At 50.4% G+C, this 24,788-nt stretch carries 17 protein-coding genes and 1 riboswitch; of the genes, 13 read left to right on the top strand and 4 right to left on the bottom strand.

The genetic code is table 11. The features are described from left to right. Positions 1 to 161: 161 nt before the first annotated feature. The gene (locus tag KJS65_RS17525) at positions 162 to 569 is read right to left on the bottom strand and encodes a VOC family protein (RefSeq protein WP_213651167.1); all 408 of its coding nucleotides are present in this window, start codon (positions 567 to 569) and stop codon (positions 162 to 164) included. 280 nt (positions 570 to 849) lie between these two features. After that, positions 850 to 949, top strand: a riboswitch (purine riboswitch). Positions 950 to 1,012: 63 nt separating this feature from the next. On the opposite strand from KJS65_RS17525, the gene KJS65_RS17520 reads away from it, so the two are divergent. From KJS65_RS17520 to KJS65_RS17505, 4 genes are all read left to right on the top strand, one after another. Continuing rightward, entirely contained in the window at positions 1,013 to 2,443 is a 1,431-nt protein-coding gene (locus tag KJS65_RS17520; RefSeq protein WP_213651166.1) for an NAD(P)/FAD-dependent oxidoreductase, read from the top strand. Positions 2,444 to 2,879: 436 nt separating this feature from the next. Further along, a complete protein-coding gene (locus KJS65_RS17515) occupies positions 2,880 to 4,208 on the top strand; it encodes an MATE family efflux transporter (RefSeq protein ID WP_244864634.1) in 1,329 nt (442 codons plus the stop codon). Positions 4,209 to 4,377: 169 nt separating this feature from the next. Further along, complete coding sequence (locus KJS65_RS17510; RefSeq protein ID WP_213651164.1) at positions 4,378 to 4,968, top strand: TetR/AcrR family transcriptional regulator; 591 nt, start codon at positions 4,378 to 4,380, stop codon at positions 4,966 to 4,968. Positions 4,969 to 5,067: 99 nt separating this feature from the next. Further along, positions 5,068 to 5,985, top strand: coding sequence for an SDR family NAD(P)-dependent oxidoreductase (locus KJS65_RS17505; protein ID WP_213651163.1), 918 nt, complete (start codon positions 5,068 to 5,070; stop codon positions 5,983 to 5,985). A gap of 103 nt (positions 5,986 to 6,088) precedes the next feature. Here the strand turns inward: KJS65_RS17505 and KJS65_RS17500 are convergent, their stop codons facing one another. After that, positions 6,089 to 7,474 (bottom strand): sensor histidine kinase, encoded by a 1,386-nt coding sequence (locus KJS65_RS17500; protein WP_213651162.1) that lies wholly within the window; start codon positions 7,472 to 7,474, stop codon positions 6,089 to 6,091. Beyond that, entirely contained in the window at positions 7,471 to 8,148 is a 678-nt protein-coding gene (locus KJS65_RS17495) for a response regulator transcription factor (protein WP_213651161.1), read from the bottom strand. The genes KJS65_RS17500 and KJS65_RS17495 overlap by 4 nt, the downstream gene beginning before the upstream one ends. Positions 8,149 to 8,361: 213 nt before the next feature. Between KJS65_RS17495 and KJS65_RS17490 the strand changes: the two genes are divergently transcribed. The 5 genes from KJS65_RS17490 (at position 8,362) to KJS65_RS17470 (ending at position 19,821) form a co-directional block, all read left to right on the top strand. Continuing rightward, on the top strand, positions 8,362 to 9,099 hold the full coding sequence (locus KJS65_RS17490; protein ID WP_213651160.1) for a phytanoyl-CoA dioxygenase family protein: 738 nt from the start codon (positions 8,362 to 8,364) through the stop codon (positions 9,097 to 9,099). A gap of 32 nt (positions 9,100 to 9,131) precedes the next feature. Beyond that, on the top strand, positions 9,132 to 9,998 hold the full coding sequence (locus tag KJS65_RS17485) for a helix-turn-helix domain-containing protein (protein ID WP_213651159.1): 867 nt from the start codon (positions 9,132 to 9,134) through the stop codon (positions 9,996 to 9,998). A gap of 84 nt (positions 9,999 to 10,082) precedes the next feature. Then, positions 10,083 to 11,216, top strand: coding sequence for a GntR family transcriptional regulator (locus KJS65_RS17480; RefSeq protein WP_213651158.1), 1,134 nt, complete (start codon positions 10,083 to 10,085; stop codon positions 11,214 to 11,216). A 158-nt stretch (positions 11,217 to 11,374) separates the two neighbouring features. Next, positions 11,375 to 14,587, top strand: a complete 3,213-nt coding sequence (locus KJS65_RS17475; RefSeq protein WP_213651157.1) for an alpha-mannosidase — start codon at positions 11,375 to 11,377, stop codon at positions 14,585 to 14,587. A 263-nt stretch (positions 14,588 to 14,850) separates the two neighbouring features. Next, positions 14,851 to 19,821 (top strand): immunoglobulin-like domain-containing protein, encoded by a 4,971-nt coding sequence (locus KJS65_RS17470; RefSeq protein ID WP_213651156.1) that lies wholly within the window; start codon positions 14,851 to 14,853, stop codon positions 19,819 to 19,821. 151 nt (positions 19,822 to 19,972) lie between these two features. Here the strand turns inward: KJS65_RS17470 and KJS65_RS17465 are convergent, their stop codons facing one another. Then, the gene (locus KJS65_RS17465) at positions 19,973 to 21,139 is read right to left on the bottom strand and encodes an MFS transporter (protein ID WP_213651155.1); all 1,167 of its coding nucleotides are present in this window, start codon (positions 21,137 to 21,139) and stop codon (positions 19,973 to 19,975) included. A gap of 141 nt (positions 21,140 to 21,280) precedes the next feature. Between KJS65_RS17465 and KJS65_RS17460 the strand changes: the two genes are divergently transcribed. The 4 genes from KJS65_RS17460 (at position 21,281) to KJS65_RS17445 (ending at position 24,755) form a co-directional block, all read left to right on the top strand. Further along, positions 21,281 to 21,640 (top strand): winged helix-turn-helix transcriptional regulator, encoded by a 360-nt coding sequence (locus KJS65_RS17460; RefSeq protein WP_213651154.1) that lies wholly within the window; start codon positions 21,281 to 21,283, stop codon positions 21,638 to 21,640. A 189-nt stretch (positions 21,641 to 21,829) separates the two neighbouring features. Beyond that, complete coding sequence (locus KJS65_RS17455) at positions 21,830 to 22,879, top strand: Gfo/Idh/MocA family protein (RefSeq protein WP_213651153.1); 1,050 nt, start codon at positions 21,830 to 21,832, stop codon at positions 22,877 to 22,879. Continuing rightward, positions 22,876 to 23,811 (top strand): Gfo/Idh/MocA family protein, encoded by a 936-nt coding sequence (locus KJS65_RS17450; protein ID WP_213651152.1) that lies wholly within the window; start codon positions 22,876 to 22,878, stop codon positions 23,809 to 23,811. Before KJS65_RS17455 ends, KJS65_RS17450 begins: the two co-directional genes overlap by 4 nt. Before the next feature lie 62 nt (positions 23,812 to 23,873). Beyond that, entirely contained in the window at positions 23,874 to 24,755 is an 882-nt protein-coding gene (locus KJS65_RS17445) for a sugar phosphate isomerase/epimerase family protein (RefSeq protein WP_213651151.1), read from the top strand. Positions 24,756 to 24,788: the final 33 nt, after the last annotated feature.

Below are 24,788 nucleotides of genomic sequence, written 5' to 3'. Positions count from 1 at the left end.
AACGATAAAATTGAAACTGTATATAGACCCATAAAACCGCTTGGATCTATATATAGTCTTGACTGAAGCAGCGTAAGGTATTATGAAATTGATTCTACTGAAATACAAAAAGGAGTGTCCTTCATCCAGGTATGGGTGAGGACACTCCTTTTTTTTGTATTTTACGCCTTCATCTGCGGTGAATCGGGATGCAGCTCCATAAACTCAATCCGGTTTCCGTCAGGATCCCTCGCCCAGCACTGCCAGTTATGGTCCTTGCCCTGTAAGGGTTCCACATCGAGTGCCACGCCGCTGTTTTTCAAATGAGCAGCGATTTCATGGATGCTCTCAACCTCAAGGCACAGATGGGAGAAGCCGATCGGATGCCCTATTTCCTGCGGTTTATTGCGGCCGCCATAAAAGAGCTCGATAAACTGGCCATCGGTTACCTTAATATACTCAATCCAGGGATTGCCTTGATCATCTTCGATAGAGAATGCCTTTTTGAAGCCGAGGATGCCGCAGTAAAAATTTAAGGACTGCTCCATATCAGCCACGTCAAATGCCAGATGCCCAATTTGTTTGATCATTTGGATAACCTCCCGTTAATTTCCGCGAAATGAAAACGCAACGTTTATTGGTAACGCCTTCATCGTAATCAAGGTTGGGATATTTTTCAATACAATTCATAGGGTTTATGTAAGCCGACAGATAATCGAGTGGAAAAGGCGTTTCGGTTAATGTTCGGTTTCTGAACAAAATATTGTAATAAGAAAAATGATAAACGCATAAACATCTGCAAAATACGAATTATTTATAATATATTGATTGACACATTCGTATTTATTCGATAAACTTACCACTGTTGTAGATTATATAAAGATGATTGTTCGTATATCCTCATTGATATGGTGTGAGGGTTTCTACAAGAGACCGTAAATCTCTGGCTACGAATAGGCTGCTTTTGGCATACCTATTCACTTGCCAGGGATTTTTTTGTGCAAACTACTCATTATTTTTCGGGAGGGTCACGATGAACAAATATGATGTCATTGTCGTTGGAGCCGGTCCAGCCGGTATTTTCGCCTGTTATGAATTTGTGCTGAAGGCACCGCATCTGAAGGTGCTGCTCGTGGATAAAGGACATGATATTTATCGCCGCAGCTGTCCGATTCTAGAGGACAAAATCAAGCTTTGTCCGCCTGCAGGGGGCCGTAAAGAATTCGCAGGATGCATGCCTGCTTGCTCGATTACGGCCGGTTTTGGTGGAGCAGGGGCTTACAGTGACGGGAAATTCAACATTACGACCGAATTTGGCGGCTGGCTGACGGATTATTTATCGCCTTCCAAGGTCATAGACCTGATCCGTTATGTTGATGCCCTTAACCTGGAGCATGGCGCAACGACGAACATCACCGACCCGACAACGGATGTCATCCGCGGTATTGAGCAGCGCGGCTATGCTGCCGGACTTAAGCTGCTGCGGGCACAGGTGCGGCATCTGGGCACCGAGCAGAATCTGGAGATCCTGAAATCGATATATGAATATTTGAAAACCCGCATCGATATGATGTTCAAAGCCGAAGTCGAGGATATTGTGACGACTAAAGACGGCAGCACGCACACGGTACACGGCATCATGCTTAAAAATGGGGAGAGTTACGAAGCGGAACGGGTGATGATTGCGCCGGGCCGGGACGGCTCGGGCTGGCTTACCTCGATTCTTAAGAAACGCCGCCTGAAAATGTACAATAATCAGGTGGATGTGGGCGTTCGCGTGGAAACCTCGGATGTGGTCATGCAGGAGATCAACGAGCATCTGTATGAAGGAAAGTTCATCTTCAATACCTCGGTGGGAACAAGGGTCAGAACCTTTTGCAGCAATCCATCCGGTCATGTGGTGGTGGAAAATCATACGGGAGCCATGGCTGCCAACGGCCATTCCTTTAAGGACCCGGCGCTAGGATCATCTAATACGAACTTTGCCCTGCTGGTCTCGCATAAGTTCACGGAGCCTTTTGACAAGCCGAATGAATATGCACGTGAGATTTGCAAAAGAGCCAATGACCTTTCGAATGGCGGGATTATCGTTCAGAAATATGGGGATATCCTGCGCGGCAGACGTTCTACGGAAGCGAGGATCCGCGAAGGCTTTCTGGAGCCGACGCTGAAGGAGGCTGTGCCGGGGGATCTGGGGCTTGTCCTGCCTTACAATACGATGAAGAGCCTTGTGGAAATGATGCAGGCACTCGATCAAGTGACGCCGGGGATTGCCTCGGAGCATACGTTATTTTATGGTGTAGAGGCAAAGTTCTACTCGGCGCGTCCGAAGCTGTCGGAGACGCTGGAGACGGAAATCCGCGGACTGTATTGCGGCGGTGATGGCGCTGGGATTACACGTGGGCTGGCGCAGGCAGGTGCAGCCGGCGTTTGGATCGCGCGTGGGATGATAGACTCAATGTAATCTGTAAAAATATGATCAAGACCGGTAAACGGGAAGTCCGCATTATTCCATCACTGTTCCTGAATCCAACTCTTAATGTTTTGATTTTTACTTGCGTTAAAATATCGGTGCGATCCAGGAAGAGAATATCTCTTTCTGGATTTTTTTTATAATTATATCTTGATAATAAATAAACTATAAAATATAATGTCTAAGTATTAATCAAACAAATCAATTAATTGTCTATAAAAAACGAAAAAACAGTTATTCTGTCGCCTTCTTGGCCCAAGCTGCTGTAAATGAGGTGCTTTACCTTTACTTTCGTTCAATTTATAGGATAAAAGGAGATGGTGTAATGAATTCGTCACAGCAAGCCGCCGGACATGCGGCGGAGAACCGAAGGCCTGAGGGGGCGCCCCAGCTGGCTTCTCAAGTCCAGCCCGGCGTCTACCGGGCGATGATCGCTTTTTTGATTCCCCTGCTTCTTAGCAATGTTCTGCAGTCCATCGGCCAGCTGGCGGGCGCGATTGTTGTCGGACGCTGGATCGGAGTGGATGCACTCGCAGCATTATCTGCTTTTTTTCCTCTCTTTTTCCTGCTCGTATCGTTTGTGATCGGAATTGGTTCAGGCAGCGCAATCCTGATTGGGCAGGCGTACGGAGCCGGAAATATGGATAAGCTGAAAAGCATCGTGGGAACGACGCTGACCTTTACCTTCCTGCTCGGTATCGTGCTCGCGGTAGTGGGTGGTATTTTCACGGAGGATATTCTGCGCCTGGTCGGCACACCGGCTAACATTATGGAGGTCACGGTAAACTATGCGCGCATTATGTTTTGGAGCCTGCCGGTCATGTTTCTATATATGGTATATACCACCTTCATGCGGGGAACCGGCGATTCCAAGACACCATTTTATTCGCTGATCGTCAGCACGGTTTTGAATCTGGTTTTCCTGCCGGTTCTGATATTTGGATGGCTGGGTCTGCCAAAATGCGGGATTTACGGAGCAGCATACGCGAATTTGATTTCAACCGTCATTACGTTTGTTCTGTTGCTTCTGTATGCGCATTGGAAGAAAAGCCCGCTTCGATTGGATGCTTCAGTCCGCAAGCATTTGCGTATGAACAAGGAGATGCTGAAGCTGCTGCTCCGTCTGGGGATTCCATCCAGCGTCAGCATGATTCTCGTTTCATTGTCTGAGATTGCAGTGATCGTATTCGTGAACCGGTTTGGCTCGAATGCCACCGCCGCGTACGGATCGGTCAATCAGGTGGTGAGCTATGTGCAGATGCCGGCAATCAGCTTGGGCATGACGGTTTCCGTCCTTGCAGCACAGTCCATTGGTGCCAAACAGCAAGAACGTCTGAAAGAGGTTATCCGCGCCGGCATCGTTCTGAACTATATCATCGGTGTGGTGCTCATGATCCCGATTTATATTTTCTCGAAAAATATTTTGTCCTGGTTCATTACAAGTCCGGAGACGCTGGATATTGCCCATCAGCTGCTTATGATTACGTTATGGAGCTACCTGATTTTTGGTCATGTGCAGATTATTGCGGCAACAATGCGGGCGAGCGGGGTTGTGTTCTGGCCGATGATTTTCAGCGTGATTTCGATCTGGTGTGTTGAGGTACCGGTGGCTTACTTGCTCTCCTACCATACGAATCTCGGCATACGCGGCATTTGGCTGGGATATCCGGCAGCGTTTATCGTCAGCATGATATTGGTCTACTCGTATTACTGGCTGTCATGGAAAAAGAAACGGATTATCAGTTTGGTAGAGTAATGATATAACAAAGCTTAGCCGGGCCCAGCCCGGCTTTTTTGCATGAACGGAAGGCGCACTGCATTTGACACAGGATCGTTATACTTTTCAATTGCCGTTAGTAAAAATTTGAAATATACTCAAAATAGAACAATCGTTCAAATGAATTGAAAGATAGAAGGGCATTCAAGTGAATAAACGTCATTACAACAGCGAGGAAACAAGGCAGGTTATCGCCGAGAAGGCAACGCAGCTGTTCGCCCAGAAAGGCTTTGCAGGAACGTCGATCGCGGATATTTCGCGGGAATCAGGATTCAGCAAAGGGCATATCTATTACCACTTTGAAAATAAAGAGAAGCTCTTTGTGCACTTGTCCCTGGAAACGATGCGTCATTGGGGTGAGAAGTGGCAGGCGATTGCCGGCTCGTACAATACCTCGGTTGAGAAGCTGTACGGGATGGCCCATTTTGTCATGAACAATTACAAGTCGCCTTTGCTCCCAGTCGGGCAGGAGCTCGCTATGAATCCGAGCACCTCTCCCGACACGCTGCAGGCGCTGCAGGGGCTTGCGGTTACGCCGATGGCAGCCTACGCAGCGATTTTTCATGAAGGGGTAGCGCGCGGTGAGTTCGACATCGACAATGTGGAGGAGACGACCCTGCTGTTTGGGACCTGGATGGGAACGTTGTGCCAGTTTACGCTGACGATGGAAGGGGAACCGCTGCAGCGTCTATTTCAGCAGGCGGTGACTATTTTTGTGGGAGGCATCCGGAAAAGATAAAGCTTGATCCGGCTTGCTTTTCATTATTCACATTAGAACGATTGTTCTAAAAATTCTAATCTCGTGAAACGATCCAAAACAGAAGGGGAGAAAACGACGATGGAAAATCAGCGGGCAGCATCGGATTTTGCAGCGGAGACGACACTTCAAACAAACGATCGGAAAGTGGCAATCATTACGGGAGGCGCATCGGGCATCGGACGCGCGCTTTGCATGGAGGCTGCGGGCAAGGGAATGGTCGTGATCGTATCGGATATCAATCAGGAGGGCGGCGAAGCCACAGCCCGGCTGATCAATGAATCGGGGCAGGGAGCGGCTTGTTTTGAAAAGGTGGATGTAAGCAGTGCCGCGGCGGTTGAGGATCTCGTGAACCGGGTATTCAAGACATACGGCAGACTTGATTATATGTTCAACAACGCGGGTATTGCGATGTACGGCGAGCTGTGCGACATGACGCTGGATCTCTGGCAGAAAATCATTAACATCAACCTGTGGGGCGCAATCCATGGTACGCATGCCGCCTATCCGCTGATGAAGCAGCAAGGGTTCGGCTATATTGTGAATACTTCCTCCGCTACAGGTCTCGGACCGGCACCGATGACATCTGCTTATGCAACCACCAAGCATGCCGTTGTGGGCCTGACAACCTCGCTTCATTATGAAGCGGAGGCATACGGCATTCATGTCAGTACCCTGTGCCCCGCTTTCGTGGACACGCCGATTTACGCAACCGCTGATGCCGTTGGCATGGATAAGGAGAAAATCAACGAGCAGGTCAAAAAGCAAAAATCGATGACCCCGGAACAGTTCGCGAAAATCGCATTTGCGAAAATACACCGCCATGAGGCGATCATCTGTCCCATGCCGATGAGGCGTACCATGGATATCTTTTTTATTCTCTTCCCCGGACTGCATCGCAAGCTGATGCGGTTGGTCTGCCGAATTTCCAGAGAAGCCAGCTTGAGAGGCAAGGCGGCAAATCAGGGTTCAGAAACTGCGAATACGCCTATAATCTAATAAAAATCAGAATGAGCCTGCTTTTGAAAGAAGCTCATCCTGATATCACAATAAAAATGTCCGCTAAACGCAGACTGTCTTCGTGAACATGACATCCATGCAGTTATCGGAGCGGCAGGCGGATATGAAATTCGGTTCCTGAACCTTCCCTGCTCTCCACGGTTATGATACCGCCGTGCATGCTGATGATTTTATGGGTGATCGCCAGTCCCAGCCCGCTGCCCGTCTCGCCTTCGTGGCGGCTGCGGGCTTTATCGGCTTTGTAGAAGCGGTTGAAGATATGAGGCAGATTTTCTTCGGATATTCCGATGCCGGAATCTTTAAAATCCACGTAACAGTTCTGTTCATCCTGATGCAACCGGATCGAGATGGTGCCGCCTTCCGGCGTGAATTTGACGCTGTTCGTCATCAGATTCACCCATACCTGATGCAGCAGCTTCTGATCTGCGCTTATGCTCACCTCGGGAAGCTGCATATTCAAGGCGAGTTCCTTTTCCCGCCAGCTCCATTCGGTCGTCAGCAGCACCTCCTTGATCTGTTCGGCGACATTGAAGCTGGTCTTCTCCAGCACCTCTTCCTCTTTATCCAGCGAAGCCAGCATCAGCAGCTGCCGGCTCATTTGAGACATACGTCTGGCCTCGCTTTCAATGACGGAGAGGTAATGTTTTCGCTGTTCTTCACTTACTCCGCCGGATTGCAGCGTTTGGGAGAAGCCCTGAATGGAAGAGAGCGGCGACTGGATTTCATGCGATACGTTAGACACGAACTCCTGGCGCATCGCTTCGAGCTGCTCCAGTCCTTTCGCCATCTGGGAAAAATGGCTTGCGAGCCGGCCGATTTCATCCTTCCGGTTGACGTTCAGCTTCAAATGATACGTTCCCTGCGAAATCAGCCGCGTGGCTTCGGTCAGCTTCGTGATCGGCTTGACGATATACCGGGTGCTGATGACGACGAGCAGAATGCTCAGCAGGATAATGAGAACAACAATGACCGCCAGAAAAATATGCAGCTCTCCGAACAGCATATCCACATTGGGCCGGACGAATAGGGCGTAGGTGTCCGTACCATTTTGCAGTGGTATACCGATGGTATTGATCAGCGTGTTGTCAAAAAAACCAGTAATGAACGCTTTGGAAGGGAAGTGCTTGATGCCGTGATACACTTGCCCTTGCTGCACCTGCCGGATGATCGAAGGGGAGAGCTCTTGATTGCGGAATTCCCCGCCGTAAAAGATGCCGCTGCCCCGCGGGTCAACAACGTAGATTTGGTAGCCAAGCATGCCGATGTTTTGGAGATAAGGCTCCCGTTCCTCCACGGGGTTGGTCTCGTAGAAATGCTTGATATTTTCCGCTACATGCGTGACTTTGCTGTCGTTTGCAGGCTTTAGTTCATACTGGTAAAAGATGTTGGCCGCGACAAAGGCGAGCACGCTGCTCAGCATCATAACGGCAATTGTTGTGAGGACGATCCGCATGTACAGGGATTTCATGGTTTGGCCGCCTCCAATTTGTAGCCGATGCCGCGCACGGTGCGAATGCTGAAATCATCGGTCAGATCCGCAAAGCGTTCCCTCAGCCTTTTGATATGGACATCGACCGTACGGTCATCTCCTTCAAAGTCCGATCCCCAGATCAGCTGTATCAGTTCCTCTCTGGCAAACGTGCGATCAGGATAGCTGGCCAGCTGTGTCAGCAGCTCGAATTCCTTCATGGGCAGCATGAACATATGGTCGCCGCAGTGCACCATGTAATTTTTTGCGTCAATCACGGTATTGTTCAGTTTGATCACCTGTGAATTGACCATCTGATAGCGGCGCAGCAGCGCCTTAATCCGGAACACCAGCTCCTTCGGCTCAAAAGGCTTGGTCACATAATCGTCGGTGCCTGCCGTATAGCCCTTCTCTTTGTCAGGCAGCTGATCCTTCGCCGTCAGCAAAATCACGGGAAAATCATAGTCCTGCCGGATATCACTGCACAGCTGCAAGCCGTCCTTGCCCGGCATCATGACATCGATCACCGCGAGGTTAATCTTCTCTTTGGACAATACTTCTGAAGCTTCGATGCCGTCTGCCGCTTCAAACACGGCGTATCCTTCATGCTGCAGGACATGTCTCAGCAGTTCACGAATATGCACATCGTCATCCGCCACTAAAATATGAATCATGAGGTCAACTCCCCCGCCAATCGGTAGTCAGTATTGAGTATTTCTATTATACCTGCAAACAGGGCTTGTACACACGTGGGCGATACAGACCATCCATGACAATAATCCGAAAATATGCACACTTTTCCCGGCAATAAACGAAGCATGAGATCAAGAGCGTCCGTACCATTAAAGGTGTAACAAATATCACACGCCGCCGGGAGGATGGACGATATGAACCAAGCCAAGTTGACAGTGCAAGAGGTTAACGATTACCGTAAAGATGGATATGCATTATACAAAAAACAGCTGTTTAGTCCGGAAAAATTCAGTGAGCTGAAGCAGATTTTCGAGGAGCAGCTGGCTGAAAAGGGAAATAAGCTGTCTGATGAGCTTGATACACCGCATTTCCGCGATGAGCGCCTGCTTGATTTTCTGATGAGCGACGAGGTGCTGGATCTGGTGGAGACGGTTATCGGACCGAATATCGGCTTGTGGTCGAGCCATTTTATTTGTAAAGATCCTTACACGGGACGCGCTACGCCTTGGCATGAAGATTCCGCCTATTGGGAAGGCCGCCTTGACCGATTTGACAAGATTGTGACCGTCTGGCTCGCGATCGATCGGAGCTGGGAGGAAAACGGCTGTATGCGCGTCATTCCGGGCACGCATGATAACGGCTTTTCCGATTATGAGGATGTGGATGGTAAAATAAACACGTTCTCAACCCAAATTAAAGGCGTGGATGAATCCAAAGCCGTGTATTTTGAACTCGAGCCGGGCGAATGCTCCCTGCATGACTCACGTATTATTCATGGAGCCCAGCCAAACACGAGTCCATTCCGCCGCTGTGGGTACACGATGCGTTATTTTTCCACGGAAGCGAAGGTTCTGCCGGAAAAAAATGCAGGCTTCCGGATATGGCTGGCTCGGGGCAAGGATATCGCAGGCAACCCGTTTGTTAACGTGTAATATATATTGAATGAATAAGAAAGGGTGACGATATGGAAGACAATCAGCCAAAACGGCTGCTCAATGAGCATTATTTGTCCCAATCATCGCCCTTTCGCATCTTCAGGCATCGGATCGATGGGGCCGTCGAGGTGCACTGGCATGAATTTTTTGAAATGGCGTTGGTACTCGATGGCTCAGGCACGCATGTGCTGAACGGGAAAAGCATACCCCTTGAAGCAGGCAGCCTTTTTCTGGTCACGCCGGCTGATTTCCACGAAATCATTCCTGATCCGGGCCGTGTTCTCGTTTTATATGATGTGGTGTTTACCCAGCATATGCTTCGTCAGGAACTGTTCCAGTGGCTTTTTCAAAGCTCCGCCGAACGGGTTTATGACTTGAATGAGAAGGCAGGGGCAGCCTTTCGCACCGAGTTTGACCGAATGTGGGAAGAGAGCGAGCAGAGGCAGGCCGGCAGCGACTGGGTCGCCCAGGGTGCCCTGGAGCGGGTATTGATTGATTTGGCGCGGATGGGAACATCGGAAGGACAGGATTATCCGGCAAGTGGGCATCTGCACCCGTCCATCCGGACCGCGGTAACTTATATTCAGCATCATTTCCGGGAGCCGTTGACGCTTCATCATGTGGCCAGGCATGCCGGCCTGTCAGACAGTTATTTCAGCGAATGCTTTCGAAAGCAGCTTGGTTTGCCCTTTCAAGTCTTTGTGCAGGAACAGCGGCTTCAGTTCGCGAGTTCGCTGCTGCGGCTGACGGAGCTGCCCGTTACCGAGGTATGCTTTGCGTCAGGATTCCGGACATTGAACCATTTCGAACGTGCCTTCAAAAAGAAGTACAAGCGTACTCCCCGGGAGCTGCGAGGCAGAAAGCGGTTGCAATCCGTTGACTTGTCTCATGGCTAAGATGATATAATGCTTACATAAACATGCCAGAAAAATGAGAACGGTATGGAAGCGAAGGATAACACATCAATGGGGGATTAGCTAATGAGTCAGGAACGGGAACCGCTGTATATCCAGATTCAAAATCACTTCAAGCAATTGATTTCATCCAGACAATTGGTTGAGGATGACCGAATTCCAACCGAAAAAGAATTGATCGACCAGTTTCAGGTCAGCCGCATTACGGTGGCGAACGCACTGGCCGATCTTGCGAATGAAGGCTGGATATACCGAATACCGGGCCGGGGCAGCTATGTCAAAGGCATTCCGGAGAGCTACATGAGGAGCGCTCGGAGCAGCGCAGTCATTTCGGAGATCCATGCCAAGCATGCACCCAAAATCGGACTTATCTTCCCTTCGATTGAGGATTTTTTCGCCATCCAAATGGTAAGAGGAATCCGCAATGCGCTGAAGGACAGCAAGTATTCACTGATTGTGATGTTTACCTACAATTCCAAGGAGCTGGAAAAGGAAGCGATCCGCGAGCTGCGCGCAAGCGTGGATGGATTGATCATCTTTCCGGTTGATGCCGAAGTATATAACGAAGAAATCATTGCGCTGAAAATGCAGAATTATCCGTTCGTGCTGCTGGACCGCCATCTGCCGGGTGTTGAAACGAATGTCGTCTTGTCGGATCCGCTTCAAGGTTCTATTCTGGCCGTGGAGCATCTATGGAACCAGGGACACCGCAGCATTGCGATCTGTTCGGATACGCCGATGCCAACCGTGACGGTGGAGGAGCGGATTCAGGGATATAACGAGGCCTTGAAGCAGCAGGGAGCTCTGATCAATCCGGCGCTTATACTGACCGATTTCAGTATTCAGGATGCGCCTTATAAGGAAGATTACGCGCTGCACCGTTTTATTAAAAGCAAAATGGCGACCGCCTATATCGCTTTGAACTGCAGGCTTGGAGTGCATATTTGGTCCGTAGCCCGAAAGACGGGTCTTAGAGTACCGGAGGATGTGTCCATCATCACCTTTGATAATCCCAGCCCGATGATGGAGGAATTCAGCGTATTTACGTATATCGATCAGAATGAGGAGCAAATGGGCTTTGAGGCAGCGAGCAGGCTGCTGAGCATGCTTGAACATCCTGACAGCACGCCGAAATACAGCAAAATCATTTTACAGCCCGAATTGGTGATAAATCAAACGACGGGCCCTATACCTTCTTGAGCAGTAAAACAATGAATAATGAGAACCGGTTTTCCCGAGGGGGGAACCGGTCTTTACTTTTTTTATTGATGAGTAAAATCAATTATTTTATATTAGACATAAATGATATATTATATATATTAAAACAGAAGTACGGAGAAGGGAGCAGATGAACAGTTATGAGATTCGTTCTGCAGAAATTGGAAAACCGTATCCGGGAGCTGGCCGGACTCAGATATAGAGAAGGCCGGACTTTAGATGCCATTCATATGGTGCCCGATGTAAAAAGTCTAGAGGAAGCATGGCAGCAGGCTGCTTCAGGTCCTGTGGTCCGCGTTGGCGATCATTGGGGCGGAAGAGACAAGTACGCCTGGTTTATGACAAAAGTAGAATTCCCCCAAGGCTGGAAGGGCCTTGATGTGATTGGTTTGATTAAGCTTGGGGAAACGGGCGGGGGCAACTGCAGCGGCTACGAAGCCCAGGTCTACTTGAATGGGGAGCCACTACAAGCATTGGATCGGAATCATGCCGAGCTGTTTTTCCCGGCAGATGCGGTAGATGCAGGCCGCGCCGAGCTGGCTATTTACGCCTGGAGCGGATTGACAGCACCCGATGGACGCTCGCCGTTCGATCATCGTATCGACTCGCTGAGCATGGCGGTTCTGGATGCAGATGTGGATGACTTGTATTATACATCGCTGCATATGCTGCAAACCGTGAAGCAGCTGGATGAACGCCAACTGGAAAGACATGAGTTGACCTCAGCTTTGGAAGAAGCGTTCCGCTGCCTGGATTGGAGTCAGCCTGGCTCCGAGGCATTCTACGCATCCGCCGTGGTGGCCCGTCAGATGCTGCGGGAACGGCTTGAAGCGATTCCACGCGGACCCCGCCCGCAGGTTACAGCGGTAGGACACTGCCATATCGATGTGGCTTGGCTGTGGCGTTTGCAGCATACGCGCGAGAAATCAGGACGGTCATTTTCAACGGTTCTGCAGTTGATGGAGCGGTTCCCGGAATATGTATTCCTTCAATCGCAGCCGCAGCTCTATGCCTATCTGAAGAAGGACTTCCCAATGCTGTATGATAAAATCAAGGACCGTGTTCAGAGCGGTAACTGGGAGGCAACCGGGGCGATGTGGCTGGAGTCGGATTGCAACATTCCTTCCGGCGAATCGCTGGTCCGCCAGCTTCTGACAGGCAAACGCTTTTTCAAGGATGAATTCGGCGTGGATAACCGTGTGCTGTGGCTGCCTGACGTGTTCGGTTACAGCTGGGCGCTTCCGCAGATCCTGAAAAAGAGCGGTATCGATTATTTCATGACGACCAAGATCAGCTGGAGCCAATACAACCGCTTCCCTTATGATACCTTTACCTGGAGAGGGATTGACGGAACGGAAATTCTGACGCATTACATTACGACGCCGGATAATGACGGCAGCTGGTTCTATACGTACAACGGCAATGTCACCGGCGCTTCGGTTCAGGGCTTGTGGAACAATTACCGTCAAAAGGATATCAATGACAACCTGCTGTTGGCCTACGGCTGGGGTGACGGGGGCGGCGGACCGACCCGCGATATGCTTGAGGCTGTACGGCGTTATGAGGATATGCCAGGGGCACCTCAGGTTAAGGCGGGTGGAGCGGAGGATTTCTTCGTCCAACTGGAAGAACAGGTCAAGGATCAGCCGTTGCTCCATTTATGGGACGGCGAGCTCTACCTTGAATACCATCGCGGGACCTATACTTCCCAGGCTTACAACAAGCGGATGAACCGGCGGATGGAGCTTTTGCTGCATAATGCGGAATATTTGAATACCTTCGCGCTCGCTTTAAATCCGGAGCATGCCTATCCGTCCGCACAGCTGGCGGAGAGCTGGGAGATCGTTTTGCGTAACCAGTTCCATGATATTATTCCGGGCTCTTCCATCCATGAAGTATATGAGGACAGCAAGATCGAATATGAGGAATCGGAAAAGCTCGCGCTTGCGGCAATTGAGAATGGGCTTGCCGGTCTGAATGGGCATAAGGACGATAAAGCTGAAGATGGAGCGGAAAAAGGACTGCCTGTGCGCATATTTAATTCGCTTGGCTGGACGCGTTCCTTCCTGGCTGAAGTTAAGCTGGATGATGCAGCAGCATTCAGCTGGTATACCGCAGACGGCGTGAAGCTGAATATTCAGCCTGCAGCGGAGAAATCCGCACTACAAGCGGGCAAAGTACTGGTAGCAGTTCAGGATGTCCCTGCCTATGGATATATTACGATTTACGGGCGTAGCGAAAAGGATGGCAGCTCAGTGGATGCACCTGCTAGTGGAGGCCATGCTTCGGAATCATGGAGCATCAAGACGGATCATCTGGAGACGCCGTATTACAGCATCCGTCTGAATGCATCCGGTCAGATCGTCTCACTTTTTGACAAGCAGGCCGGACGTGAAGTACTGAAGCCGGATCAGCCGGCAAACATGCTTCAGGTATTTGAGGATAAGCCTATGGCTCATGATGCCTGGGATATCGATATTTACTACCAGGATAAAATGACGGTCGTGGACAATCTGCAGGAGCTGACAGTACTTGAAGCCGGTCCGCTGCGGGGCGTGCTGAAGCTGGTCTACAGCTACCAGAACTCTACCATCGAGCAGCATTTGACCGTTTACCGTGATCATCCGCGCATTGATTTCAAAACGAGCGTGGACTGGAACGAGCATCAGCAGCTGCTGAAAACGGCATTCCCTGTGGAGATTCGTTCGACGAAAGCGACCTATGAGATTCAGTTCGGCAATGTGGAGCGACCGACGCACTGGAATACGAGCTGGGATTATGCCCGGTTTGAATCCGTGGCCCAGCGCTGGGTCGACCTGTCCGAAGGCGGATACGGTGTCAGCCTGCTGAACGACTGCAAATACGGACATGACATCCGCAACCATGTCATCCGATTGAGCTTAATCAAATCAGCCGTGTACCCTGACGGAAATGCGGATCAAGGGCTGCATGAATTCACGTATTCACTGTATCCGCACAGCGGGGGATGGTATGAAGCTGGAACGCATCAGACTGCTTGTGAGCTGAATGCGCCTCTGATGTCTGCTGCCGTTTCAGGCAGCGCCGGACTCCCTGATGTGCTTGGCATGCTCAAGGTCGATGCCCGCAACATCATGATCGATACGGTCAAAAAAGCTGAAGACGGCCAAACGCTGATCGTACGCCTCTATGAATTCGGAGGCATCCGGACGAAAGCGGCGGTGTCGGTTGATCCGTACCTTGGAACGATTCGCACAGCGGAGGAAACCGACCTGATGGAGGAGCATCCATCAGTGCTGCCGTTTGCCGGACAGGACATCGAGGTCGCCTTGGCGCCATATGAGATCAAAACATTGAATATTGCGATTTCCTGAGTTGGAATCTAAACGGGATGGAAGTGAAAAGAGGGCGCCTGCGGCGTCCTCTTTTTTTTGTTGCGGAATAAGTTGTCGCTAGCTTCATTATCGAGACGAAGTGCTATTTCTTGAAATTCGATTTCCCCTCTCTAAAAAAGTCTAAATTTGTAGAACTATGTAAAAAAATGTTCAGAATCGGTTCAGTGGCATCTGTTATATTCCAACAATGGATAGGTATTATGTCGCAGAACAATTTTTTTATATTGAAAGGGGATCGAAACATGTTTAAGAAAAAACTGACTTCCTGCTTGTTGGTCATTACTCTTCTATGCCTGCAGGCAAGTCATTTGTTCGTTTCTGTCGGTTATGCGCAAACGGACCAACAGAATTTTTTGACGTTTAAATACGATCAATTCAACCAGGACGGAAGATTGAAGCTGAACGGCAACTCTGGGATCGTGAACAAGGTGCTGAGACTGACGCCGAGCGCGCAAAATCAATGGGGAACCGTGTTTAACAATAACCGGATTTCCTTATCCAATAATAAATCCTTCAGCACGTATTTCGAATTCAATATGAACACGGGGGGTGGCCTCTTCGTGAACGGCAAGCAGTGGACTTGGGCGGATGGCCTGGTCTTTACCGTTCAGACCACCTCGAATGGTGCAGGAGGATTGGGCTCGGGCCTTGGATATGCCGGAATCGGCAAGAGCGTCGGGGTCGAGTTCGACACGTTCCGCAACGGTCCGGACATCGGAAATCTCGGGGATCCCCTAGGTCTCGGAGAGAATGCTAAGGACAGCATTTATACCAATCACACGGCGGTCGACATCAACGGAGCCGTGAACCATACAGTCCAAAAAGAAGCGACTGCCACGAACTCTTTCGTCGGGGATTACCGCAATCTGGACAGTACGCCTGACATCCGGATGCGTCAAAATACGGCTACTCAGCATGCATGGATCGACTACAACGGAGAGGACAAGACCATCGAAGTGCGGATGAGCACGACCGATAACCGGCCTCAAGGATATGTGCTGCGCAAAACCGGCATGGATTTGACGAACATTTTGCAGTCGGATGATGTGTATGTCGGGTTTACGGCTTCGACCGGTTCGGCATGGCAGGAGCACAACATTACTAAGTGGTACTTTGCCAACACCTATAGCCCAATCGATATTCATTCACAGACGTATCTGGAAGCGCCGAAAAGCGTATCGTTTACGCCTGTGATTGAAACCGATCGTCGCGTAAAGCTTGACATCTCCACGCTGGCCGTCAACGACACACCGGCAGGTAACATTCCGCTGACCATTAAGGTCGATAATCCCGACGTACGCATCGTGGAGGATCACATCACGACCGGAAATGACGGAAAAGCTTTTACTTATTTAGTATCGGATAAGCAAATCACGACCAAGGTGCGGATCGAAGCTCCGGGCGGTGTCTTTACCGAGAAAATGGTGACGATTCCGGCCTATGTTAACCCGAAGCTAAGTATGAATACAGATGTCTTGGAAGAGTCGCCTGAAAATAATGGTTCTATTGCCGGACAAAAAACGATTACGATTTCTGGCGGAACGTTTATCGGCGATATCTCAGCCGATGACCTGAAAATAAATAATCTGCCGAGCGGTTTAGTGCCTATGATTGACCGCAGCGCCGACGGTAAGAGCATTACGTTATCTTTTAGTGGAAATGCGGTTAACCACAGCGAGAAATCATCAACGAACAACGTTTCCGTAATCATTCATAAAAATGCCATTAATGGCGCTACGATAGATTTATCCACGCCATCCTTTGCCATTCAGTTTAAGGACCCGACCCGTATTCGCGTTGAGGAAACCGAAGTAAATGAAACGGATGAAGATAATTTCCAAACGGGAAGAATCGATGAAGTGCTGCATGTTGCCCTTGAAAATGGCAGCTTTACTCCAGAAATTGTAAACGGGGGCGTTCAAGTCGAACCGCTTCCTGGTGGTTTGGTACCAAAGGTAACCTATGTGGATGATCAGCATATTACGGTCAGCTTTGAAGGAAAAGCCGATCCCAACGATAATGCTGACGATGTTATGTCATCGCTCAAGATCAATGCTGCTATGTTCATAGGCAGGAGCGGTGACCCACTTGTCAGCAACACGTTCAAAATCAACTTTAATGATCCTGATCCTTATTTCGTGATGCAGGACATTAAAGAAGCAATTACCAATGATGGCAGTATTACCGATGAAATACAGACTACATTGAAATATGGGACATTTGATGGTGAAGTGAGCGACAGTGATGTAGAAGTCCATGGTCTTCCATCCGGGCTCAGTGTAAGCGGAGTTAGTGTATCCGGAGATACGCTAAGCTTTCATCTCGCAGGTAATGCTACGAGCCATACGAATGGCGATAGCATCTATGATGCTTACCTTTCAATTCCGTCCAGTAAAGTCACGTCTCCAAAAGAGCATTCGGAAGATCCAATTGGGTATACCGCTGATTCGGTCGGCCCGACAACGGTGGTCTCGAACAGCTTTGCCATCGTTTTCCGGGATGCCCCTCCGTCAATTAGCGTCAGTCCAGGACTGATATCGGATGATCCAAGTTCATCCACACTGACGGTTATACTGGAGAACGGGGAATTCACTCCTGATGCATGGGAGCATATCGTCGTGAACAATCTTCCGCACGATATCGTTGCTCATGGCAAATATATCAACGAGCATACGCTTGAAATTACTTTTACCGGAACGTTGGATGCGAAGCTCCCCGCCTTGGAGAATGCGTCGGTAACGATATCGGCGGATAAAGTCCTCACATCGGAGGGCCCTGAGATTAACGACTTGACATCCAATACTTTCAAGCTGGATATACCAAGCGACAAGACCATCGTACAGCTTGACAAAGACTTGGTTGATGTCGGCTACCAGGAGGGTGATTGGAGCGAGAGCGTTACCCAGGATGTTATTCTGCCAATCGGTGGTTTACACGGTTCCGACATCACTTGGAAATCCAGTAATCCTGACGTGATCGATCCATCCGGTAACGTGAACAGACCGAACGAAGATGAAGGGGATCAAACGGTCACGCTGACCGCCGTGATTAAAAGCGGAAATGAAACGGATACCAAAACCTTCACAGTGGTCGTCAAAGCTCAGCCGATGACGGATGAGAAAGCCGTGAACCTGGACAAGACTGTTCTGGAAGTCGGCTATCATGAAGGCGAGGACGAAAGTAACGTAGCAAACGACGTCGAGCTTCCGAAGCACGGTGAGCATGGGACCGATATCGTTTGGGCCAGCGAACCGGAAGGCTACGTCGATCCGGCTACGGGAAAGGTTACCCGCCCGACTAGCGGTCAAGGGGATCAGACCATTACCTTGAAGGCGACCGTTACAAAGGGAGACGTCACGGAAACGAAAGAATTTACGCTGATTATTAAAGCGAAGCCGATGACGGATGAGGAAGCCGTGAAACGGGACAAAGCCGATCTGAACATCGTCTATCGTGAAGGCGAAAGCAAAAATAATGTAACAAACAATATTGAACTTCCGAAGCACGGAGAGCATGGAACCGAGATCATTTGGACCAGCGAACCGGAAGGCTACGTCGATCCGGCTACCGGGAAAGTTACCCGTCCGACCAGCGGTCAAGGGGATCAGACGATCACCTTGAAGGCGACCGTTACAAAGGGAGACATCACGGAAACGAAAGAATTTACGCTAATCGTCAAGGCCGAAGCGCCTGCACCGGGTAACGGGCAAGGAAGTGGCAACGGCGGAGGATCGGGAGGATCAAACCCATCTCCAGCGCCGGCTCCACAGCCTGAGACCGAGACGATTACGCTTAATGTCCAGGTAGGCAAAGGATCGCAGTTTGAAAACGCAGCCAAGACGACCATTACCCGGACTACGCTGCCGGACAAAACGAAAAAAGACACTGTCAATTACACGCAGAGCCAGGCCGAGGAAACGGTGAAAATGGCTCAAGCGAACGGCTCGACGACGGCTCGCTTGTACATTCCGGATGCGAAGGACGAAGTATCATCCATCGATGTCAACATTTCCAAAGATGCCATTGAAAAATTGGTGAGCGCAGGCCTGGATTTGGATATCTATACGGAAAACGCCCAAATCCATTTATCTGCTGAATCTTTAAAGGGGTTAACTAAGGACCTGTATTTCCGTGTCGTTCCGATTAAAAAAGAAGATGAACGCAAGCAGGTAGAAACGCGAGCCAAGCAGGAGAAAGTGGTTCGGGAAGTGCTCGGCAACGGCAGCATCTATGTTGTTGGACGTCCAATGACGATCGAAACCAACATGAGCAGCCGCGCCGTGACGATCATGCTGCCGCTGGATCTGTCCTCCATCCCATCTGGAACCGCGGAACGGGAAAGATTCATGTCCAATCTGGCCGTATTCATCGAGCATAGCGATGGCGAGCGGGTTCTCGTGAAGCCTGAGATCGGCACATATGATGAAGACAGAATGGGGCTTTCTTTTAACATTACGAAGTTCAGCACGTTTACTATCGTAAACATTGATAATCTTGCCCAGTATTTGAAGGATCACGGTCAAATCCTGGGGCAGGCAGGAAATATAGGCTCCGGCACTTCGGCAACGGATTCCGAGGGGAATCATCGAGCCTATATCAAAGGATACCCTGACGGCACATTTAAGCCGGAAAAAAGCCTCACCCGAGCCGAAATGGCAACCATGCTGACACGGGTAGGTACCGGAAAAGCCAGCATCCTGGAACCGGTGAATTATCCGGATATGACAGCCACGCATTGGGCCAAGGATGCCGTTCTGGAAATGACCAAGACGGGATTGATGAAGGGCTTCCCGGATGGACGATTCGGTCCGGAACGATCGATTACCCGAGCGGAGATGGCTGCCATTGTCACCCGCTGGCTAGGTCTGGAAGAAGGAGCCGAAACTTCCACTGCAAGTGACATGAAGGATATCCAGGGGCATTGGGCCGAGAAGGATCTGAAGCTGGTGATCCAGACGGGCATCATGAAGGGCATGCCGGACAGCATGTTCCGTCCCGACAAACCGCTGACGCGCGCCGAAGCCGTAACCGTACTGAACCGCATTCTGAAACGCGGTCCACTGGAAGGCGTGGTCGTACCGACATGGAAGGATGCTCCGTCCAAGCACTGGGCTTACCGGGATATTGAAGAGGCTTCTCAGGATCATTATTTTACGCGGACAAGTATGGGTAATGAACAAATTAAGCTAGCACCTTCCGCAGTGGTAAAATAAAATTTACGAAGGTTTCAAGGTTTTTGATTTTTAACCGGAATACGTTAGAGCCTGCCGATTAAACGGCAGGCTCTTTTAATGTTGAATTGATTTGTACAGAAGCAATCAAGCACAAGATTCAGGTTTTATACCGAGTGCCATAAGAAAGAACTTACAATGTCTGTGGAGCACGCCTATTTCCCAGTGAAAAGCTCAGTACAGCTGTTCCCAATCCCAGAGCAACCACGATACCGGCGAGCCATGGATTGTAGAGTACCGTGGATGTGCGGCTAATCAGCATTCCGCCTGAACCGGCACCCGCCGCAAGTCCCAAGTGGATCATCGATGTGTTCAGGCTGAGAACGAGGCTTGAGGACCCGGGGGCCTGTTGAATGAAGTGCGTCTGAAGGGCTGGTCCGCCCATGAACATCGAGAACATGACGATGGCGATCAGCAGGCATTCGGTGATGATGGAGCCAGAGAACAAAGGCAGCAGAATTAATGCAGCTGCATGGATGATTAAGCTTAAGACGATGATACGCTTGGTTCCCCAGCGATCCGCTCCTGAGCCACCCAGCCTCGCTGCAAGCGCGCCAAGTATTCCGTAACCAAGCATGAGGAGGCTGATTGCGGCGGCATGCAGGTGGAGTATGTCATTAATAAACGTCGTCAAATACGTTAAAAGAACGGAATTACCGGACTCGCGAAAAAAGGTGAGCACGAGTAGACTGACGATCACGGTAGAGCCAAGGACTTTGAACTGCTGTCGGAATGAGGCGGGCATATCGCCAGACATGCGTGGAAGGAAGCGGCAGATAATGAAAGCCATACCTAAACTGAGCAGCCCCAGAATGATGAATATAGCCTGCCAGCCTAACCATCCCGTAATGGCAATTCCAATCGGAACGCCTAAAATCATGGCGGAACTGAATCCGAGCACAATGGTACCGATGGCCCCGCCTATTTTTTCGGGAGGTACGATTTTGGCGGCGGTCCCGAAGGCCGTGACCAGATATACGCCTGCGCTGACACCCAGCAGTACCCGGGATACCAGAATAACGCTAATGTGAGGATAGACAAAGGAAGCGACACATCCGAGCATAAATAGGGCTAGGGAAAGGAGCAGCACCATTTTGCGTTCCCAGCGTGATGTGAAGAATACTAGGATTGGCGTTCCGATAGCAAAGGCAAGCGAGTAGGCCGTAATCAACTGTCCAGCGAGTGCAATAGAAATATGGAGATCCGAGGCAATAACGTATAAAATACCAGATACCACCAATTCGGAGGTTGCTGTGAGAAAAACACCTAAAGTCAGAATATATATAAACAGGCGATTCATGTAATTCATTCCTTTCGAAGGGTTTTAGAGAGCTCTTGATTGCATTATAATGACGTTACATTCCTTTGGTAAGAAGGCAAAGTATTTGGAAATAATCCAACTAAATGGATTAACTTACGAATAGTAAGGAGTCGAAAGAGGATGGAACAAGATCTGAAGGTAGAACAGGACTTCTCGAATATTTGCTCGGTGCTGCAAATTCTGGGGGCGAAATGGGCATTTTTAATCATTGCGGAGTTGTCGAAAGGACCCAAGAGGTTTAATCAGCTGAATCGGGATTTGGCAATCGTAAAAACTCAGTCCCTGTCCAACGCACTGCGTCATCTGGAGGATAACGGAATCGTTCTCCGCCAAGTGTTTCCGACGGTGCCGGTCACAGTGGAATATTCGCTGACGGAGAAAGGCATGGACTTTAAGACGGCGCTTCAGGAGATGGAACGTTGGGCGGCCAGATGGAATGGACAGGAGCTGCCGCAAGAGGATGATAGAAAAAAAGCTTGAACAAATGGAATGAAGAGGATGCTTCGTGCATCTTCTTTTTGTATACATCTTTTCAGATTCATCTCCCATTCTGCGGATACCGTCTAAGATGTGAGCAAAGCGTAACAACGGAGGATTGGCGGCGGAGAATCAGCCTTCTAGAATGGAGGATGTAAACCATGGTGCACTCACCGATAGGAGGAGGTTGCAATGATGAAAAAAATGCGATTTGCCATTGTCGGCGCGGGCGTCATATCCCCGCTCCATGCACGTGCGATCGTAAGCCATCCGGAGGCGGAGCTTACAGCTATCGTTGATGAGGTGCAGGAAAAGGCTGAGGTCTTGGCCAAGGAGTTTGGGTCGCCGCCCATATATGCCACGCTGGAGCAGATGCTGAAAGAAGGAGAAGTGGATGCGGTCTGCATATGCGTTCCAAGCGGTCTGCACCGGGAAGTGACCGTGGCAGCGGCGCGGGCCGGGAAGCATGTGCTTTGCGAAAAGCCTCTTGGTATTACTGCGAAGGATATGGATGAGATGATCGAGGCTTGCCGCAGCAATGGCGTCAAGCTCGCTACCGTATTCCAGAAACGGACGACGGAAGCGGCGCTGCTTACCAAAAAGGCAGTGGATGAAGGTAAACTGGGCCGGCTGGTGCTGGGTGATGCTTATTTGAAATACTACCGCAGCCGTGAATATTACAAAAGCGCCGGGTGGCGCGGTACATGGTTGCTGGATGGGGGCGGTGCGCTGATGAATCAAGGGGTTCATGGCGTAGACATAATCCGCTGGCTGATGGGCGATGTGGAGAGCGTATTTGCATACGCAGCCCCGCTCATTCACGACATTGAGGTGGAGGATACGGCCGTTGCGGTCGTGAAGTATACTAGCGGTGCTTTTGGCGTCATTCAAGGGACAACAACGGTGAATCCGGGGCAGGAAGCCCGTTTTGAGATTCACGGTGAGCATGGGTCCATCATTTACGGGGACAGCGGATTCAAAGTATGGAAAACCATTGATGGAGACGAGGCTCCGGGCAGTTCATTAAAGGGGGCCGCCGACGGTACCGATGATCCGCAGGCCATCTCGTCTGATGGACATTATATCTTGGTCGATGACTTGATCAAGGCAGTGCGGGAGAACCGTGAACCGCTGATATCCGGAGAAGAGGCACGCAAATCGGTCGATTTGATTCTGGCCATTTATGAATCCGCCCGGACGGGCCGGGAAGTGCGGCTAAAGCCGGGAGGTGCAGCGTTATGAAAACGGGGCTGCTTAACATTGGCATGATCGGTCTGGATACATCCCATGCTCCCCTGTTCGCTGAGATGCTCAATCATTCCGGACATCCTCATCATGTCCCAGGTGGAAGAGTGACAGTGGCCTTTCCGGGAGGTTCACCTGATTTCCCGCTCAGTATCAGCAGAGTTCCAGGCTACACCGCGCAAATCCGCGATGATTTTGGTATCCGGATGGTTGAAACTGTGGAAGCGGTTGCCGAGGAGACAGATGCGCTGATGCTTCTGACCGTGGACGGAAGGCTGCATGTGGAGCAGTTCGCGGCGGTGGCTCCTTACGGTAAACCGGTATTTATCGATAAGCCGTTCGCTCTTAGCAGCGGGGATGCCCAAGCGATCTCGCGTCTTGCCAGCAAATACAATGTACCATTGATGAGCTGCTCATCTGTCCGCTTCGCGGAGAATCTGGCCGCCGCCGCAGGTGAGACGGATAAAGGCGAACTCTTTGGTGTAGATTGCTACGGTCCGATGGAGCTGCAGCCGACCCAGCCGGGATTCTTCTGGTACGGAATCCATATGGCCGAAATGCTTTACCGCTGCATGGGCACAGGCTGCACCGAAGTGAGGGTGACAACGGGAGAAGAGCATGATCTGGCCATTGGCATCTGGGCCGATGGCCGGATCGGTACGCTTCGCGGGAACCGGAAAGGCAACAAACGCTTCGGGGCTCTGCTGCACCGTGAAAAGGAAACGGATCATGTGGATATCTATGCCCAGGAAAAGCCTTATTACGCCAGTATGCTGGAAGCGGTCATCCGAATGTTCCAAACCGAAACGCCGCCAATTCCTATTACCGAAACGCTTGAGGTTATAGCTTTTCTTGAGGCAGCGAATGAAAGCAGAATGACGGGGAAACCGGTCCTATTGAACATCCATGAAACCGGCGCAATCCTATAAAGTCAATCCATAAGCAGTAATAAATATCGTGAATCGTTAGTAGAGAAAAGGGGGACGATGCCATGGCAGGCTTTCGTTTGGGGGTCATCACGGATGAAATTTCGCAAAAAGTGGAGGATGCGATCCGGATCGCCAAGCAGTATGGTCTTGACGGCTTGGAGCTGCGGTCTGTGGATGGTAAACAGCTGCATCGCCTCAGCGAGCAAAGGCTGGAGGAGATCGCCGCTATGATTCATGACGCAGGCTTAAGCGTCTGTGGGTTGTCCACTCCGGTTTTTAAGTGCAATCTGAAAAACAAAGAGGAGGTAGCTGCGCATCACCGCTTGCTTCGCCGGTATGCGCAGCTGGCGCGGCGGCTGGATACCCGGATCATTCGGGGTTTCAGCTTCTGGGCGGACCGGGATTTCAGTGCAGCATATCCGGATATTGTGCGGGAGTTACAGCGCACCGTGTCTGTACTGGAGGAATATGGGGTGCAATTTGCCTTGGAAGCCGATCCTTCCGTTTTCGCGACTAACGGGTCGAAGGTGGCCGCACTCGTGCAGGAAGTGTCTTCTCCACGGATTCGGGCTTTGTATGATCCCGGCAACAACATGTGGGATCCAGATGGCGAGTTGCCTTATCCGGATGCTTATGATGCGCTGCGCGGAGATATTTGCCATATTCACGTCAAGGACGCCGTGCGGGAACAAGGCCGGACGGAGGCAGTTGCGATTGGCAGGGGTCAGGTTGGTTATGAAGATCTGCTGGCCAGGCTGGCAGAGGACGGCTATGATGGCTGGCTTGTCGTGGAGACCCATTATCGGCTCACTTCCACGTTGAGCGAAGAACAGCTGAAGCGTCCGGCGGGATATGGATTTTCTGCCGGCGGGGAAGAAGCGACGGTTGAATGCCTGGAAAGCTTTCTTAATCTGTTGGGACAGCATGGACAGAAGATCAGCTGACAATGCCTTTCAGGGTTGTGGATTTTAAACTAC

Source organism: Paenibacillus sp. J23TS9 (genome assembly GCF_018403225.1).
Taxonomy (GTDB): domain Bacteria; phylum Bacillota; class Bacilli; order Paenibacillales; family Paenibacillaceae; genus Paenibacillus_AQ.
The sequence above is the reverse complement of the archived record's forward strand: the minus strand, read 5'-3'. Positions and strand labels throughout refer to the sequence as shown.